17 protein-coding genes are annotated in these 15,418 nt (G+C 66.6%); 7 read left to right on the forward strand and 10 right to left on the reverse strand.

Annotation, left to right across the window (positions count from 1 at the left end; all coding sequences use genetic code 11):
* Positions 1-7: 7 nt before the first annotated feature.
* Complete coding sequence (locus G6N53_RS03815) at positions 8-1,111, reverse strand: alcohol dehydrogenase catalytic domain-containing protein (protein ID WP_163887288.1); 1,104 nt, start codon at positions 1,109-1,111, stop codon at positions 8-10.
* Positions 1,112-1,146: 35 nt separating this feature from the next.
* Here G6N53_RS03815 and G6N53_RS03820 point away from each other — a divergent pair, with 35 nt between their 5' ends.
* Together G6N53_RS03820 and G6N53_RS03825 are read left to right on the forward strand one after the other, a co-directional pair.
* Positions 1,147-1,608, forward strand: a complete 462-nt coding sequence (locus G6N53_RS03820) for an acyl-CoA thioesterase (RefSeq protein ID WP_163887290.1) — start codon at positions 1,147-1,149, stop codon at positions 1,606-1,608.
* Between the two features lie 131 nt (positions 1,609-1,739).
* Positions 1,740-2,198: a rhodanese-like domain-containing protein gene (locus G6N53_RS03825; RefSeq protein ID WP_237166374.1), complete on the forward strand. Its 459-nt coding sequence runs from the start codon at positions 1,740-1,742 to the stop codon at positions 2,196-2,198.
* A gap of 26 nt (positions 2,199-2,224) precedes the next feature.
* On the opposite strand, the gene G6N53_RS03830 is transcribed toward G6N53_RS03825, so the two are convergent.
* The 3 genes from G6N53_RS03830 to lpqS all read right to left on the reverse strand — a co-directional run bounded on the left by G6N53_RS03830 (position 2,225) and on the right by lpqS (position 5,118).
* Complete coding sequence (locus G6N53_RS03830) at positions 2,225-3,535, reverse strand: MDR family MFS transporter (protein ID WP_205390274.1); 1,311 nt, start codon at positions 3,533-3,535, stop codon at positions 2,225-2,227.
* Positions 3,487-4,590: a PLP-dependent cysteine synthase family protein gene (locus G6N53_RS03835; RefSeq protein WP_163887294.1), complete on the reverse strand. Its 1,104-nt coding sequence runs from the start codon at positions 4,588-4,590 to the stop codon at positions 3,487-3,489. The genes G6N53_RS03830 and G6N53_RS03835 overlap by 49 nt, the downstream gene beginning before the upstream one ends.
* A 111-nt stretch (positions 4,591-4,701) precedes the next feature.
* Complete coding sequence (gene lpqS, locus G6N53_RS03840) at positions 4,702-5,118, reverse strand: putative copper homeostasis (lipo)protein LpqS (RefSeq protein WP_163887296.1); 417 nt, start codon at positions 5,116-5,118, stop codon at positions 4,702-4,704.
* A gap of 337 nt (positions 5,119-5,455) precedes the next feature.
* Between lpqS and G6N53_RS03845 the strand changes: the two genes are divergently transcribed.
* Both G6N53_RS03845 and G6N53_RS03850 read left to right on the forward strand, forming a co-directional pair.
* A complete protein-coding gene (locus G6N53_RS03845) occupies positions 5,456-6,205 on the forward strand; it encodes a response regulator transcription factor (RefSeq protein WP_163887298.1) in 750 nt (249 codons plus the stop codon).
* Entirely contained in the window at positions 6,202-7,374 is a 1,173-nt protein-coding gene (locus tag G6N53_RS03850; protein WP_163887300.1) for a sensor histidine kinase, read from the forward strand. The genes G6N53_RS03845 and G6N53_RS03850 overlap by 4 nt, the downstream gene beginning before the upstream one ends.
* Here G6N53_RS03850 and G6N53_RS03855 read toward each other — a convergent pair.
* On the reverse strand, positions 7,340-8,008 hold the full coding sequence (locus G6N53_RS03855) for a DUF305 domain-containing protein (RefSeq protein ID WP_163887302.1): 669 nt from the start codon (positions 8,006-8,008) through the stop codon (positions 7,340-7,342). The two genes, G6N53_RS03850 and G6N53_RS03855, sit on opposite strands and share 35 nt — an antisense overlap.
* A 99-nt stretch (positions 8,009-8,107) precedes the next feature.
* Complete coding sequence (locus G6N53_RS03860; protein WP_163887303.1) at positions 8,108-8,953, reverse strand: SDR family oxidoreductase; 846 nt, start codon at positions 8,951-8,953, stop codon at positions 8,108-8,110.
* A gap of 110 nt (positions 8,954-9,063) precedes the next feature.
* Between G6N53_RS03860 and G6N53_RS03865 the strand changes: the two genes are divergently transcribed.
* A complete protein-coding gene (locus G6N53_RS03865) occupies positions 9,064-9,858 on the forward strand; it encodes a DUF6498-containing protein (protein WP_163887304.1) in 795 nt (264 codons plus the stop codon).
* A gap of 13 nt (positions 9,859-9,871) precedes the next feature.
* Here G6N53_RS03865 and G6N53_RS03870 read toward each other — a convergent pair whose 3' ends face one another.
* The 4 genes from G6N53_RS03870 to G6N53_RS03885 all read right to left on the reverse strand — a co-directional run bounded on the left by G6N53_RS03870 (position 9,872) and on the right by G6N53_RS03885 (position 14,277).
* Entirely contained in the window at positions 9,872-11,074 is a 1,203-nt protein-coding gene (locus G6N53_RS03870) for an FUSC family protein (protein WP_205390276.1), read from the reverse strand.
* A 30-nt stretch (positions 11,075-11,104) separates the two neighbouring features.
* On the reverse strand, positions 11,105-11,320 hold the full coding sequence (locus G6N53_RS03875) for a DUF2188 domain-containing protein (RefSeq protein ID WP_237166378.1): 216 nt from the start codon (positions 11,318-11,320) through the stop codon (positions 11,105-11,107).
* Positions 11,321-11,383: 63 nt separating this feature from the next.
* A complete protein-coding gene (locus G6N53_RS03880) occupies positions 11,384-11,866 on the reverse strand; it encodes a hypothetical protein (RefSeq protein WP_163887310.1) in 483 nt (160 codons plus the stop codon).
* A complete protein-coding gene (locus G6N53_RS03885) occupies positions 11,866-14,277 on the reverse strand; it encodes a molybdopterin oxidoreductase family protein (protein ID WP_163887312.1) in 2,412 nt (803 codons plus the stop codon). Before G6N53_RS03885 ends, G6N53_RS03880 begins: the two co-directional genes overlap by 1 nt.
* Positions 14,278-14,363: 86 nt before the next feature.
* Here G6N53_RS03885 and G6N53_RS03890 point away from each other — a divergent pair, with 86 nt between their 5' ends.
* Both G6N53_RS03890 and G6N53_RS03895 read left to right on the forward strand, forming a co-directional pair.
* Positions 14,364-14,930, forward strand: a complete 567-nt coding sequence (locus G6N53_RS03890; protein WP_163887314.1) for an acetate uptake transporter family protein — start codon at positions 14,364-14,366, stop codon at positions 14,928-14,930.
* A 23-nt stretch (positions 14,931-14,953) separates the two neighbouring features.
* On the forward strand, positions 14,954-15,361 hold the full coding sequence (locus tag G6N53_RS03895; RefSeq protein WP_163895427.1) for a four-helix bundle copper-binding protein: 408 nt from the start codon (positions 14,954-14,956) through the stop codon (positions 15,359-15,361).
* The last annotated feature ends 57 nt before the right edge of the window (positions 15,362-15,418 follow it).

A 15,418-nucleotide genomic window follows, 5' to 3' on the forward strand; every position in this document is an offset into this window, starting at 1 on the left:
ACTCGCACTAACCGAACTCGATGACCTGCCGGACCGCTTTGCCGTCGGCCAGATCGTCCATCGCGTTGTTGATCTGATCGAGGGTGATCGTCGAGGACACCAACGATTCGACTGGCAACCGGCCCTCACGCCACAACTGCACGAAGCGCGGAATGTCGCGGGCCGGAACAGACGAACCCAGGTAGCTCCCGATCAGAGACCTACCCTCGGCGACCAAACCCAGTGGCGACACCGTGAGCTGGGCGTCGGGTCGCGGCAGCCCGACGGTGATGGTGCGGCCTCCCGGCGCCGTCAACGCGATCGCGGTCTCCAGCGCCGCGGGGTGGCCCACGGCCTCGATCACCACCGCCGCCTTTAGCCCGCGCTCGGTCGCTTCGTCTGGGGTGCAGGCGTCGTGCACACCCACCGCACGGGCGCGCTCGAGTTTGTCGGCCAGCGGGTCGACGCCGACGACACGGACGTCGTCGTGGGCCAGCGCGGTCAGTACCGCCGCCATCCCGACACCGCCCAACCCGACCACTGCGACGGTCTGTCCCGGAACCGGCCGGCCGGCGTTGAGCACCGCGCCGCCACCGGTGAGCACCGCACAACCCAGCAGCGAGGCGACCACCGGCGGCACGTCGGCGTCGACGGGAACAACAGAACGGCGGTCGACGACCGCGTGGCCGGCGAAACCGGACACCCCGAGGTGGTGGAGCACCGGCGCGCCGTCGCGGGTCAACCGGGTGCTGCCGTCCATCAGCGTGCCCGCACCGTTGGCGGCGCTGCCCGGGAGGCACGGTGCCAGCCCGTCGGTCGCACACCCGGCGCAGTCCCCGCACCGCGGCAGGAAGGTCAGCACCACCCGCTGGCCGGGTACCAGGTCGCAATCACCGCCCACCGCCTCGACCACTCCGGCCGCTTCGTGGCCGAGCAGCATCGGAACCGGCCGCACCCGGTTGCCGTCGATCACCGACAGGTCCGAGTGGCACAACCCGGCCGCCTCGATGCGCACCAACAGCTCGTCCGGACCTGGCGGCGCCAGGTCGAGGTCGGCGATCGCCAGCGGCCCGGAGGTGGCATAGGGGCGAGGTAGACCGATCTGGTCGAGCACTGCTCCGCGGATCTTCATGAACACCAGCTTGCCCGGACTGCCAAACTACGGCCATGACGAGTGAGGAGCAGTCACTGCGCAGCGGTGACTTCCCGGTGCACTGGCCGGTGCTGACCCGGTGGACCGACAACGACATGTTCGGCCACCTGAACAACGCGGTGTACTACGCACTGTTCGACACCGCGATCAACGCGTGGATCACCACCGCCACCGGCATCGACCCGTTGACCGCGCCGTGGCTCGGGGTGGTGGCCGAGTCCGGATGCCGCTACTACGCCGAGTTGAAGTTCCCGGATCCGCTGGCGGTCGGGTTGGCCGTCGAGCGACTCGGCCGTACCAGCGTCACCTATCGTCTCGGGGTCTTCCAGACACCGCACGATCCGATCGGTGCCGGCGATCATCCGGTCGCCGCCGTCGGGCACTGGGTGCACGTGTACGTCGACCGCACCTCGCGCCGCCCGATACCGATACCCGACGAGATCCGCGGGTTGCTGGAGGGTGCTGCCCCGCCATGATCACTGCGACGAAGCTCGAGTCCGACATGGACAACGCCGCGATCTCAGTGCGGAGTACAAGCCCGAAAGCCGGCTGGAGCACCCCCACCGCGATGGGCAGGGCAACGACCCCTCAGGGGTACATTCGGGTCATGTCCCTCCTGCGTCCGGCGCCGTTGCGGTCGTCACGTCTCGCCACCACGGCGGTGATGCTGGGGGCGTTGGCTTTGATCGGCTGCACACCGATGCAGCCCCCCGCACCCGCACCGTCCGGTCCGCCCGGCCAGAGCGCCCCGCCGGCCCGCCTGGTCGATGCCCGGGAGTTCGCCGCCGCCGTCGAAGAGCCCGGCCGCGTCACCGTCAACGTTCACGTGCCCTTCGAGGGTGATATTCCCGGCACCGATCTGTCCATACCGTTCGACGAGATCGGTACGAACGCCGGGCTGCTTCCTGCCGATCGTGACACCGGACTCGCCATCTACTGCCGCTCTGGACCGATGAGTGGGCAGGCCGCGGCGACGCTGTCCGAACTCGGCTACACCGATGTCGTCGAGTTGCGCGGCGGTATGCGCGCCTGGCAAGCCGACGGCCGCCCGCTGGAAGGCAACTGACCGGCCTCGGATCGACGCCGGGTCGCTCACCGGGCACCAGTGTCCGCCAAGTGTGATTGTGCAGGACGCAGACGGCCGGTGCGGTCCAGGCGGTACAAGGCCGACGCCGAAAACACTCCGATGACGCTGAGAGTGACCCACACGAGTTGCGGTGCACCCGCGTTGCGGGCCGCCTGCATCAACGCGCCGGTGCCGAGGTTGCCGGCGAGGATCCCGATTCCGACGATGGTGTTGTAGAACCCGTAGTGGGTGGCGACCAAGCGGTTGTCGGCCAGGGAGACAACGGTGTCCATCTCGAACGGGAACACCGCGACCGATCCGACAGCCAGAATCACCACGGCGATGAACAGTGCTGCCAGGGCAGCGGCCGTCCCCAACCAGTCCCCGTCCGGCAACACGATCAACGGCACGAAGGACGCCGACAGGACCAGCATGCCGATCACCAGCGATCGACCGGCGCCCCACCGGGTGGCGAACCACCGGGTGATATGGAGCTGACCGGCAACGGCGACAAGACCGGACACCATGAAAATGGCTGCCACAACGACGGTTTCCTGCCGTGGAGCGAGATACCTCACATGCAGTGGCAGCGCGAGATAGACCTGAAACGACAGCACGTACGAGCCGATCATCGCCATCGCGAACAGCAGGAACGAGCGATTGGTGGCCACGGTACGCCAGTCGTCGAGCACCGACGTCTTCTGTTGTGCCGGCGGTACGGTGCGCTGGGGAAGCGCGAACAGTTGGGCGACCGTCAGTGCCGCGAACACCACCGCAGCCGCGGCTGCGGTGATCCGGAAATCGACGAACATCAGCGTCAACCCGACGAGTGGACCCGCGAGGATTCCAGCCTGATAGAAGACGTTGAACAACGCGAATGCTTCGACGCGCCGAGCGCCGGCATCGGCTGCCAGATAGGCGCGGACGGCGGGATTGAACAATGCGCCGGCGAAACCCGTTGCTGCCGAGGCGATCAGAAGCGCCGGTAACGAATCGGCGAAAACCAATAGCCCGAAACCGGCGGTGCGCAGCAGACATCCGGCCACGATCAGGGGTTTGTAGCCGAGACGATCCGCCAGCGTGCCGCCCACGATGAACATTCCCTGCTGGGAGAAGTTCCGGACGCCGAGGATCAGCCCGATCGCCCACGCCGCCAATCCCAGCGGGCCGGCCAGATATCCGGCCAGGTAGGGCATCAGCATGTAGAAACCCAGGTTGATGCCGAACTGGTTGATCATCAGCATTCGACTGGGCCAGCCGAAGCTGCGAAATCCGGAGATAACCCCCCTCACCGTCGCACCCCCACCGGGTCCGCCACCTCCGTGCAGCGGGTCCATGACGAAACCGCCTGCGCGGATGGCTCATCGATGATATCGGGCTGCGCGGGCGGCTCCCCACCGAACAACCGGTGCTCGCGACAGAACTCGTCGTTGTAGATGGAGTCGAAGTAGCGCTGTGGGCCGTCGGGGAACACCGCGGCGACGGTGCTGCCCGCCGGCGAGGTCCGTGCCGCCCAACCTGCGACTACCGCGACCGCTCCCACGCTCCATCCCCCGGTGGCGTAGTGGGTGGCGGCCAGCATGCGGCACGCCCACACCGCCTCGGCGGGGGCCACCCAGTGCACCTCGTCGAATGCCGCGTAGTCGACGTTGCCCGGGTGGATACTCGAGCCGAGACCGCGCATCAACCGAGGACCGACGGGTTGTCCGAAAATTGCCGATCCGATCGCGTCCACTCCGATCAGCCGCATGCGGGGATTGAACTCACGAAGGACGCGTGCCACTCCCGCGGAGTGGCCGCCGGTACCCACCGAGCACACCAACGTGTCGACGGTTCCGACCTGCTCGATGAGCTCGAGCGCCAGCCCGCGATACGCGTCGACGCTGTCGGGGTTGTTGTACTGGTCAGGGTGCCACGCGTTCGCATCTGCGGCGAGGATCTGCTGGACACGGTCGCGCCGCGCCTGTTGCCAACCACCCACCGGATGGGGCTCGGTCACCCGGACAACCTCGGCGCCAAACGCCGAGAGCATACGTTGAATGATCGGTTCCAAACCCGGGTCGGTGACCACAGTCACCGGGTGTTGATGCACGGTACCGGCCAGTGCCAGGCCCAAACCCAGAGTGCCGCTCGTGGATTCAACAATCCGTCCACCGGGGGCCAGCTCACCGGTGGCGAGTGCCGCCTCCACCATGTGAAGGGCCGGACGATCTTTCATGCCCCCGGGGTTGAAGCCTTCGAGCTTCGCCCAGAATCCGTGGGCGTCGTGAGTGAAAGGTGCGGCGATCCTGAGCACCGGCGTGTGCCCGACCATCGGTCCGGACCGATCGTGAAGACCGAGTCTGCGTTGTCTTGTCGGGTTGGTGGTGTGGCGGGATAGGACATGGTTCATGGGGACGTCGCTTCTTGTGCAGGCCGCGACGAGGACCGCGCGGCTGTCGATGATGGGCAGCGGTCACCGACCAGGCCAGCCGTCCGGCGGCCATGGTCTGACGCTGCGCGATCAGCGACGCGCGATGCACAACCGGGTCAGCGTGGCCCGGCCTGTCATATTCACAGCGACCCGCCGCGGTGGACCTCGAATGGTCGCGAGCGCAGCTTGTTGCCACAGTGTCGCGGCCGCGGCCACCGCCGCGACCAGTCCGAGCGCGACCAGTGCGGTCGTTCCGCGCGGCAGAACCGCTTCGGCGAAAGTGTCTGGCGCACGGGGCGTCGAACCGCTCGAGATGTGCGAATGGTCCACGGGGTCCGGCGCCAGGTGCGCCGTCGAGTCGGCCACGATCGGGTGCGGCGCGTGGGGTGGGTGCGGTTCGAGACCCGGCAGCGCCCACTCTGCACCGATGACCACGACCCAGAACGCGAGGAGCAGCGCGACGACTGCGCGCCGTCGCTGCCAATAGCCCACGCCTGTGTACCTCACGATGTTGCCGACTGTAGCAGCGGCCCGCAGCCCCACACCCGCGCCGGCGAGATGACGCCATGTTGTTACCGCCCCGCGATCGTGCCGCGTCTACGCGCGACCGGTTCCTGCCAGGCCGTTCGCAATGCCCGAACGGGTTGTCAATGACTGGTTCTCGACCTGGACACGCACCGTGGTGGCGCTGCACGGCCGCTGTCTGCGCAACTCGACGACGGTATCGCCCGGGGGAACCGAAGTCTTCGCGGGTCTTTGCCTGGGAAGTTTGCTGAGGAGGCGATCGGAAGCGTCACGGCGCCGCATCATGGTGATCTGACGACCGCGCGGGCAACATGAACCTATGGAGAACCCGACGGGCCCATCGCCCGACCGCCCGAAAGGGTACCGAGCGCTGGTGGTGGACGACGAAGCCCCGTTGGCCGAGGTCGTGGCCAGCTATCTGGAGCGCGAGCAGTTCGAGGTCATCGTGGCAGGCAACGGTATCGATGCGATAGCCGTTGCGCGGGAGCTGGATCCAGACGTCGTCATTCTCGATGTGGGTCTGCCGGGCATCGACGGTCTGGAAGTGTGCCGTCAACTGCGCACCTTCTCCGACGCCTATGTGGTGATGCTTACTGCCCGTGACACCGAGCTCGACGCTGTTGTCGGGCTGACCGTCGGCGCCGACGACTACGTGACCAAACCGTTCAGCCCGCGCGAACTCGTCGCGCGGATTCGCGCCATGTTGCGGCGACCTCGTGTCCTGCACGCCGCGGCGCCGCCGAGTTCCGATGGTAGATCAGTCCCACCGCGGCGCTTCGGCCCCCTACGCATCGATGTGGCTGCCCGGGAAGTGCGTGTCGACGACGAGCTGATCCTCCTGACCCGCACCGAGTTCGACGTCCTCGAGGCGTTGTCGGGGCGCCCGGGCCTCGTGCTCAGTCGACGTCAACTGCTCGAGATCGTTCGGAGCGGACCCTGGTTCGGCAACGAGCAGATCGTCGACGTCCACATCGGTCACCTCAGGCGCAAGCTGGGTGATGACGCCGCCCAGCCGCGCTTCATCGCCACTGTGCGCGGTGTGGGATACCGGATGGGAACCGGACAGTGAACGACGTCGCATCGGTCTCCCGAGATCCTCGCGCCACGCGACGATCGGGTATCGGGTTGCGGTTACTTGCCGCTCAAGCCGTGGTGCTCGGTACGGCGATCGCCACCGCGTGGATCGTCGCCGCCGTTGTCGGTCCCCCGCTGTTTCGAGAACACCTCCATCAGGCCGGCGCACCGATGAACTCGGCAGAATTGCTCCACGCCGAGGAGGCCTACGGATACGCCACCGCCATCTCCGTCGGCGGTGCACTGGCGGTGTCCGCGCTTGTCGCTCTCGGCGTGAGTTGGTATCTCAGTCGGCGGGTGCAGAGGTCGGTCGAAGAAGTCGCCTCGGCGGCCGGTGCAGTCGCAGACGGCCACTACGAGACACGCGTCAGCCCAACTCGACTCGGTGAGGAGTTCGACGCTCTTGCCGCGGCCTTCAATCAAATGGCTGCGCGGCTGCAGTCGATCGAAGCAACCCGCCATCGCCTGTTCGGCGACCTCGCACACGAGATCCGGACCCCCGTGTCGGTCCTGGAGGCCTACATCGAAGCACTCGAGGACGGGGTGCGAACCCTGAGCCCGGAGACCGCCGCCATGCTGCGTGACCAGACGCGGCGCCTGGTTCGATTTTCCGAGGACTTCGCCGCGCTTGCGCGGGCCGAGGAGACCTCGGCCTCTATTGCGAGGTCATGGATCGACGTCGAGCACCTGGTCCGGGGCTGCGTCTCCGCTGCGCACGAGCGCTTCGATGCCAAGAACGTCACGCTCGAAACCTCGTTGCCCGCCGGCCTACCCCTTCTGTGGGGAGATGAACAGCGACTCGGCCAGGTGCTGGGCAATCTGCTCGACAATGCGCTGCGCCACACCCTTTCTGGGGACTGCGTCCAGATCGGCTGCCGCCGGGACGGGGACCGGCTGACGCTGACTGTGGCCGACACCGGCGAGGGCATCGCGGCCGAGCATCTGCCGCGGCTGTTCGAACGGTTCTACCGGGTCGACTCAGCGCGAGACCGTGAGCACGGCGGCGCCGGCATCGGGCTGGCGATCGCCAAGGCTCTGGTGGACGGGCACGGCGGACACATCTACGCCGACAGTGCAGGCCCCGGCATGGGGTCGACATTCACTGTGACGCTTCCGCTTCCACCGATCGTCACATCGCGTCCAGCATCTGGCGCATCTTCGTGATCTCCTCCTGCTGCGCGGTGATGATGGCCCGCGCCAACTCGAGCGTTGCGGGGTATTGCCCGTTGTCGAGCTCGGTTTGCGACATGGTGATCGCGCCTTCATGGTGGACGATCATCTGAGTCAGGAACAACCGACTGGCGTCGGCACCCTGAGCGTTCTGTAGGGCAGCCATGTCGGCAGGCGACATCATTCCCGGCATCTGCCCCATGCCAGGCATTCCGCCCATACCGGGCATGTCCTGTGCCGGCATCTGATGGCCCGGCATGTCATGGCCGGGCATGGTGTTGCCCGCACCCCATTGCTGGAGCCAGCCGCGCATCTGCTCGATCTCCGGCGCTTGGGTGTTCTTGATGTCGGTGGCCAGCGAGACCACGTCGGGCTGGATTCCAGGCTTGGCCAGCAGCATGTCGCTCATCATGATCGCCTGGTGGTGATGGGGGATCATTCCCTGAGCGAAGGCGACGTCGGCGTCGTTGTGGCTCTCGGCCCCGGCCTCAGCAGTGGCCGTCGCCACCTCCGTTGGCGAACTGGTGACCGCCGGTTGGGCATCGGTGCCCGTACCCGAACAGGCACTCAGGGTGAGTGCGGCGGCGACCACCGCCGCCGCGCCGTAGCCGTATCGCGTCTTCTGCATCGCGACTCCTTCCTCTTCAACCCCTCTCACCTTTCGCCGGCCACATGTGGGTCTGCCCGTTGTCGGATGAAGATTGGATGAAGACGGCTGGACCCGTTGTTATGACTGTGATCCTTCGGCGGCCACCCTGGCTCGCTCCCTCATCGAGGCGATCACGCCGCCGTCGTTGAGGATGTCGGTGCCGGTGAGGTAACCGGCTTTGTCGCTGACGCAGAAGGCGAACAGCTCGGCCATCTCCTCGGGCTTGCCCCACCGCGGGACCGCGGCATCGGTGACCATCGCACCGGCCCCGGCCTGCTCCTCCAGCCTGCCCATCTCGGTGTCGACCGATCCCGGGGAGACCGAGACGATGCGCAGGCCACGGCCGTTGAACCTTTCGGCCTGCGAGGAGCTGTACCACCTGACAAAACACTTGCTCAGCGCATAGGCCAACCCCGAACGCCCTTCCTCTGGCGCCACGCTGCACGCCGACATCATCTCCGCCATGAAGGCGTTCTGGTCCTGCAGCGCCAGCGGGAACTTCGCCGTCGGAACGATCTCCTCGGGCAGCATGTGCGCCGCCATGGACGCCACATTGACGATCGCGGCGCCCTCGGCGGCCGTTTCGCAGAAGACCTCGCCGACGTTGAGCGTGCCGAGCGCGTTGGTTCTGATGATGTAGTCGGCGCCGCCCATGCTGGGGCTGACTCCGGCGGCGTGGATCACCGACGCGACCGCCCCGAGGCCGGCAGCGGTCTCGAAGAGCTGCTCGACTGCCTGCCGGTCGGTGACGTCACAGTTGACGGCGGCATGCGCCACCCCGAGATCTTTCAATGCGCCCGCGGCGGCGTCCAGGCGTTCCTGCCTGTTGTCACAGAGGAGCACCGTGTGATCCCGGCCGACGATCTTTGCCGTGGCCAGACCCATGCCGCCGGCGCCGCCCGTGATTATCGATACCGGATTCATGGTTGGACGGTATACGGCGGGTGGGACCGTGACACATTCCGGCCCGAGTGTCACCTTCTACGGACACGGCGTGACGAGACCGGATGGCCGCCGTGTGCCACCATCACGACGTGGCCCGCTCGGTTCATCTGCTGACGCTGTTGTCCGTGGTCGCGGTGCCGTTCATCGGCTGGTTCGTCGGCGACTGGTCTGGGGCCACCACGCTGCTCGTCTACTGGTTCGAGAACGTGGCGGCGTGTGTGTTCATCGCGGCCAGGGCCCTGCTCCACCGGCGATGGAGCCCGCGCCGCGGCCACTACAGGTATGACGCGCCGGATGCGCAACGGCGTGGTTCGCAGGGGCCTTCCTTCGTCTCGGGTTTCGCCGTCACCAGCCTGGCCTTCTGCGCCGCCCACGCGGTGTTCCTCGGGGTGATTCTGTTGTTGCTCGACCACACCAGCAACAGCAACCTGGCCGAGATCGACTGGCGCAGTGCCGGACTCGGATGCGCCATCGTGCTGGTTCTGATCGTGGTGGATTTTGTGGTGGATCTGCCGACTCTGCGCGATTGGTCGTTCCGTCAGATCGAACAGACTGCCCAGCTCGGTCTCGGCCGGGTTGCTGTCGTCCATCTCACGCTCATCGTCGGGCTCGCCGGGATCGCGGTGACCGACGCGCCGGGCGCCCTGTTCGGCACCTTCGTGGTGCTCAAGAGTCTCTTCATGCTCAGTGGCGCGTTGCCTCAGTGGGAACCGGTGGCAGCACCGCGGTGGCTCAGCGGCGTCATGAACCGTGTCCCCGGTGTCCGGCCGGGAAAGACCTTCGACGAACTCTGGGCCCAGGACCGCGCGGATGAAGCCGCGCGACGGGACAGGAACGAGCAAGCTTGGGCCGGGAGCGGCCGCCGCCGCCCCTCAGCCCGGTGACGGTGGAGTCGGCTCATCGCAGCGTCCGGGCCGCTTCACCCAGCGCTTCCCTCAGCCACTGCACCTCTTCACACAACCGCTGCGCGTCGGTGTACAGCGCCCCGTAGATCGCCCACCGGTCCGGCATGTCGAGTCGCTGAGCATCGGCCGCACTGCCGAGTGCTTGCAGGGCAGACCGGCAGTTGCCGGCCTCATCAGCCAGCGGCTCCCGCCGTCGAATGTCGTCGACGGTGTGGATCGCCCCGGCACTGGCGACGGTGCTGCACACCGCGGTGACCAGGCCGGCATAGTTGCGGAGGAATTGACCGCGCGGGGACGCCTGCGGAGCAGCGTTGTCGTCTTCAGCAGCGTTGTCGTCTTCAGCGGAGTCCTCGCAGGACACGCGCACCAAGCCTGCCGTGACCGACCTGAGCTGCTCGGCTATTCGCTCGACCCCGTGAATCGTGACCCGGTAGCCGTCAAAGGTGCTGTGGTCTCGAACCAGCAGCCGCCGCGGATTGAGTTTGGAGGTCTCCCATGCGTGGTCGACGGCGCTTCGGGTCTGCGCCGCCGCCCGGGGCAACTCGTCTGCGCGCCGCTGCCAGTCGCGCGCGGCGTTGCCTTCAGGCGCGCCGTCGGTGAGCCCGGCGGCGATGTCCTCCAACAGCTGGCTCGTCGAGTCGCAATAGCCGTCGACGGCGTCGGCAGCACTGCGGTACCGCAGTGGAGGCGCGATCAACAGGTTGGTGACGACGGCGACGGCCGCTCCCAACAGAACCATCGCCGCCAGGTCCCAGATCAGGGCCAGCGGTGGCTTGCCGTCGTCGGGCATCGCGAACACGCCGTAGGCGAACACCGCCGCCACGGTGACATTGAAACCCTGGCTTCCGAGCCGTTGCCACCGACCTACGGTCAGCGTCACAGCCAGGATGACGGGGAACAGCCACACCTTGGGCCCCGCGGGCAGCACGACGGCGCCCACCACTGCGATCCCGACGAGGACCGCGGCCGTGTAGTGGAGTGCCTTCACCACCGATTCCGAGATGGTGTGGTGCATCAGCAGCATGGCGGCGAACGCTGCGAAGGTGCCGTAGGTGGCGTGTAACACGTGCGTCGCGAGAGTCCAGGCCACAGTGCCCGCGATCACGCTCTTCACCAGGACGAGCGCGGTCTCGCGGGTGATGTCGACCGCTGGGAACGCCTGTTTGAGGCGGCCGACGAGATGGCTCATGAACATCGTGCCCGCACCGTTCCCATCGAGACGGGGTCAGCCGGGTATCGAGCGCGGGTCACGGCTTCTCGGGTAGGTGTTCCGCTCACCGATCCGTCCGTCTTCGTTGTGGATGAAGTGTTCGACGCCACGGTGGATCGCCATCTCGCGACCCAGACCCTGCGCTTCGCGCTTCGTGCGCGCAGTGTTGGAGGCTCGGGTGTTGCCTTCGACCTCATTGATCCAGCGGCCGTTCTTCTTGACGGTATGCACATCTCCTCTTGGCAAAACTCCTCCTGATTCGACTCTCGGTACGGGATACCGGCGCCGGGCCCTTCAACTGGCCAGCGCTTGGGGGGACAGCTCCTTGAGCATGGCGTTCGCCCAACGCATCTGGCGCAGCGCCTGGGGGTGACAGCGCTGCGCGACCTCGAGGAGACTCGGATCTTTGACTGCCTGCGCCCCCTGCGCCAACAGCTCCCAGTCAAGCGACACCCCTGCGGCCAACCGGTGCAACCGCCGCAGATCGGCCAGCAGAAGCAATGCGGGTTCTGGGCGACGGCCGAGCCGGTCGCTGATCCAGCGTTGGGCCGATTCGGTGACAGCTGCGGTACGGGGGTGGGCACGAAGCCGCACACCATAGTGATCGCCGGTGTCGGCGACGAGGGCCACATGTTCCCGTGACCACTGCGCCAGGTCCGTCGCCACATGGTAAATGCCGTGATCGCTGTGGTGGCGCGCCGCGATCGCCTCCAGCGAGCGGGTCAGCCGGAGCTCGGAGCGGTGCAGTTCCCGCAGTGCCAGGGCGATCTTCGCCATCATGTCCTCCTATCGGGAGCAACGGGTGCCGAAGCAGCAGTGGTCGGCGCCAGGGCGCGACCATTGCCGCCTCGGACGCGATGTAGTTGTGCCGCAGCGGTTTTGAAGATCGGCTGCTTGGACACCGGGTCCCAGTCGGTGAGCGTCAGTTCGTTGGCGGCGCGGTGGTGTCCTTCAGCGTCGTCACTGTCCCAGTAGCCGTAGTGGAACGGCAAGAACAGAACGCCGTCGCGGATCCCGGATACTCTGACCGCCGCGGTCACCGAACCGCGTGGCGTGCTCACCGTGACGAGGTCTCCTTCGGCGATCCCGTTCCTGCGGGCGTCGCCCGACGACATCTCCACCCACACTTCGGGGGCCGCAGCCTGCAACTGCGGTGTGCGACCCGTCTTGGTGCGGGTGTGAAAGTGGTAGAGGGTCCGGCCGGTGATCAACGCGAACGGGTAGTCCTGCGAGGGGAACTCGTGCGGCTTGAGGTACTCCGCCGCCTTGATGACGGCCTTTCCGGCGGGGTTGAGGGCCCGATACTCGGTCGGTTCGAGCGGTGCACCCGTGATGAGGTCTTTGCCGTAGGCCTCGCAGTAGTCCGGATCCGCCCAAAAGCGGCCTTCTGCGTACAACCGTTCCGTGCCTTCGGGGTTTTGGTCGTTGCAAGGCCACTGGATACCGCTTCCGTCGCGCAGCTTCTCATAACTGAGACCCGTGTAGTCACACGGTCGCCCCGCGCTGCAACGCTGCCAAGCCGCAAACGCCGTCTCGGCATCGGTCCACGGCGGCATCGGATTGCCGTCCTTGTCGCGGAAGTCCATTCGCCGTGCGTAGTCGAGCAGGATGTCCAGGTCCGCCCGTGACTGTCCGGGAGGCTCGATCGCTTTCTCCGACAGGTGGACGGTGCGATCGGCGTTGGTGAAGGTGCCGGTCTTCTCCCCCCACGCCGCGGCCGGAAGCACGACGTCGGCCAACTCTGCGGTCTCGGTGCGGAAGATGTCCTGCACGACGACGAACAGCCTTTCCTGGGAAAGGATTTCGCGGATGCGGCGCAGCTCCGGTAGCGATACCGCCGGGTTGGTTGCGGTGATCCACAACATCCGCAAAGTTCCCTGTTCGGCGTAACGGAACATCTGCATCGCATGAGTCGGCGGTGCGTAGTGCGGAATCTGGCTCTGCTCGACGTTCCACAGCTCCGCCAGTTCGGCGATGTGGCTGTCGTTGGCCCAGTTGCGGAATCCCGCGAGATCACCGTCGGCGCCGCATTCCCGGGTGTTCTGCGCCGTCGGCTGGCCATTCATCTGCAGGATTCCGCAGCCCGGCTTTCCCAGCATGCCACGCAGTATGTGGATGTTGTTGACCTGTACCGATGCGGCGGCAGCCTGATGTGACTGGTAGAAGCCCTGCAGCACCGTCGAAAGCAGTTTGTCCGCGGTGCCCAGAAGCCTCGCGCCCGCGCGGATGTCGTCGGCGGCGACATCACAGATCTCAGCTGCTCGTTCGGGCGGGAACTCCTCGACGCGCTTTCGTAGCTCCTCGAAGCCGACGGAGTGTTCGGTGACGTAGTCACGATCTAGCCAGTCGTTGCGGATGATCTCGTGCAGCAGCGAATTCATCAGCGCCACGTTCGTTCCGGGCAGCGGTGCCAGGTGTACGGTGGCGTGGCGTGCGACGGGTGTGGGCCGCGGATCCACGCAGAGGATCGCCGGGGGGTCAGGTCCAGCCAGGCGGTCGAGCATTCGCATCCACAACACCGACTGTGTTTCCGCGACGTTGTGCCCGAACAACGCGATGGCGTCGGCATGGTCGACGTCGGAATAGGAGCCGGGCTGCCCGTCACACCCGAAAGATTCCTTGAGTGCTTCGGCGGCTGTCGCCGTACACAGCCGGGTGTTGCCGTCGACGTGGTTCGTACCGATCGCGCCGTGCGCGATCACCCCGAGGGTGTAGTACTCCTCCAGGAACAACTGCCCAGACGTGTAGAAGCCGAAGGCACTCGGACCGGCGGTGGTCAGCAAATCTTTGCTGCGCTGGACCACCGCACTCATCGCAGTGTCCCAGTCGGTCTCGACCAACTCGCCGTCACGCCTGATCATCGGCCTTTTCAGCCGGTCTTCTGCATGGTTGGCGCGCCAGCCGAAGAGATCCTTCACATCGAGTCGTCCGCGGTTGACCCGGTCCACGTCCCGGCCACGCACTCCGACGATTCGGCCGTCCTTCACCGCGATGTCGAGCCCGTCGCCGTTGGAATGCAGGACCGCAGCCGACTGCACCCAATCGTCGACCTCGCTCTCGGACAATCCCTCTTCCAGCTGCACATCGACGCGATCGGGCCAACCATCACCCGCGCCGTAGGGAGTGCGCGCTCCCCACGGCTCGACAATCCGGTGGGGCGCATCGCCACTGTCTGCAGTACGGGGCATGACGTTCGCCTACCCATACCATTCGCCTCGAAACACTTGCACGCGTGCAACAGTTTGGACGGCGGCGCTTCGGGTAGCCGAGCGGCGTGGAGACGACACAACGGCCGGTCACCAGGGCATCGCCGTTGCCACTGGGCTTCCTCGCGCTTTTCACGGCGACGTCCCTCTACGCCGCCGTGCAACTGGGCTGGCTGCCGGCAGACAACGCCGCCCCGGTGGCGGTCGGCGTCCTCACCGTCACGGTGTGGGCGCAGGTTGTCGCCGCGGTACTGGGCTTCGCGAGCGGTAACACCACGGTGGGGACCGCAATGGGGCTCCTCGCAGGTACCTGGGCTGCGGTGGCGGTCACCACGATGGTCACCGGTTCGGTGCAACCCAGCGACCCACTCGGGGTCGTGCTGCTCTGCTCAGGCGCCGCCATGCTGGTACCAGCGCTGGCCGGTACGGGGCCGCCGATCGCCGCCGTGGTCATGGTGACCACGGCGGTCCGCTTCTTCGTCAGCGGCATCGCCGAAATCGCCGGCGGTGATACGTGGATGACCGTGGCCGGGGTCGTGGGTCTGGTGTTGGCGGTCGTCAGTTTTTACGCCGCAGTTGCGATGGAAGCCGTGAGCACCGGTCGCGGCCGGCTACCACTGGCCGGCCGGAAATAACCGACAACCAGATGGAGGACGAGATGAGCACAGCCAGCGATATGTTGCAGAGTTACCCTTCAAGCATCGGCGGGATCGACACGGCGGCGTTCGCCGCGTGTATCGACGCCTGTTACGAATGCGCCCAGGTATGCACGGCCTGCGCCGACGCGTGCCTGGCTGAGGATTCGGTCGCCGACCTCGCCACGTGTATCCGGACCGACCTCGATTGCGCGGACATCTGCGCCACCACGGGTGCGGTCCTGTCTCGCCGCACCGGCTATGACGCCAACGTGGCGGCCGCGGTGCTGCAGGCTTGCGCCACTGCCTGTCATGCCTGTGCAGAGGATTGCGCTCAGCATGCCGAGATGCACGAGCACTGCCGGATCTGCGCCGAGGTCTGCCGGCGCTGCGAGCAGGCCTGCCGGCATCTGCTGACGTCGATGGGCTGATCGGCGGTGATCAATTGGCCACGACTGAGGTGCAGATAATGCAGGATCGGTTCTGGC

Source organism: Mycolicibacterium hippocampi (genome assembly GCF_010723735.1).
Lineage (GTDB): Bacteria > Actinomycetota > Actinomycetes > Mycobacteriales > Mycobacteriaceae > Mycobacterium > Mycobacterium hippocampi.

What these genes read in the sequence shown, in the direction of transcription:
- G6N53_RS03870 (WP_205390276.1), bottom strand. Translation starts at nt 11,074, where the DNA reads ATGTTCATGAGCCATCTCGTCGGCCGCCTCAAACAGGCGTTCCCAGCG.
- G6N53_RS03895 (WP_163895427.1), top strand. Translation starts at nt 14,954, where the DNA reads ATGAGCACAGCCAGCGATATGTTGCAGAGTTACCCTTCAAGCATCGGC.
- G6N53_RS03825 (WP_237166374.1), top strand. Translation starts at nt 1,740, where the DNA reads ATGTCCCTCCTGCGTCCGGCGCCGTTGCGGTCGTCACGTCTCGCCACC.
- G6N53_RS03835 (WP_163887294.1), bottom strand. Translation starts at nt 4,590, where the DNA reads ATGAACCATGTCCTATCCCGCCACACCACCAACCCGACAAGACAACGC.
- G6N53_RS03880 (WP_163887310.1), bottom strand. Translation starts at nt 11,866, where the DNA reads ATGGCGAAGATCGCCCTGGCACTGCGGGAACTGCACCGCTCCGAGCTC.
- G6N53_RS03815 (WP_163887288.1), bottom strand. Translation starts at nt 1,111, where the DNA reads ATGAAGATCCGCGGAGCAGTGCTCGACCAGATCGGTCTACCTCGCCCC.
- G6N53_RS03830 (WP_205390274.1), bottom strand. Translation starts at nt 3,535, where the DNA reads ATGGACCCGCTGCACGGAGGTGGCGGACCCGGTGGGGGTGCGACGGTG.
- G6N53_RS03860 (WP_163887303.1), bottom strand. Translation starts at nt 8,953, where the DNA reads ATGAATCCGGTATCGATAATCACGGGCGGCGCCGGCGGCATGGGTCTG.
- G6N53_RS03845 (WP_163887298.1), top strand. Translation starts at nt 5,456, where the DNA reads ATGGAGAACCCGACGGGCCCATCGCCCGACCGCCCGAAAGGGTACCGA.
- G6N53_RS03885 (WP_163887312.1), bottom strand. Translation starts at nt 14,277, where the DNA reads ATGCCCCGTACTGCAGACAGTGGCGATGCGCCCCACCGGATTGTCGAG.
- G6N53_RS03820 (WP_163887290.1), top strand. Translation starts at nt 1,147, where the DNA reads ATGACGAGTGAGGAGCAGTCACTGCGCAGCGGTGACTTCCCGGTGCAC.
- G6N53_RS03855 (WP_163887302.1), bottom strand. Translation starts at nt 8,008, where the DNA reads ATGCAGAAGACGCGATACGGCTACGGCGCGGCGGCGGTGGTCGCCGCC.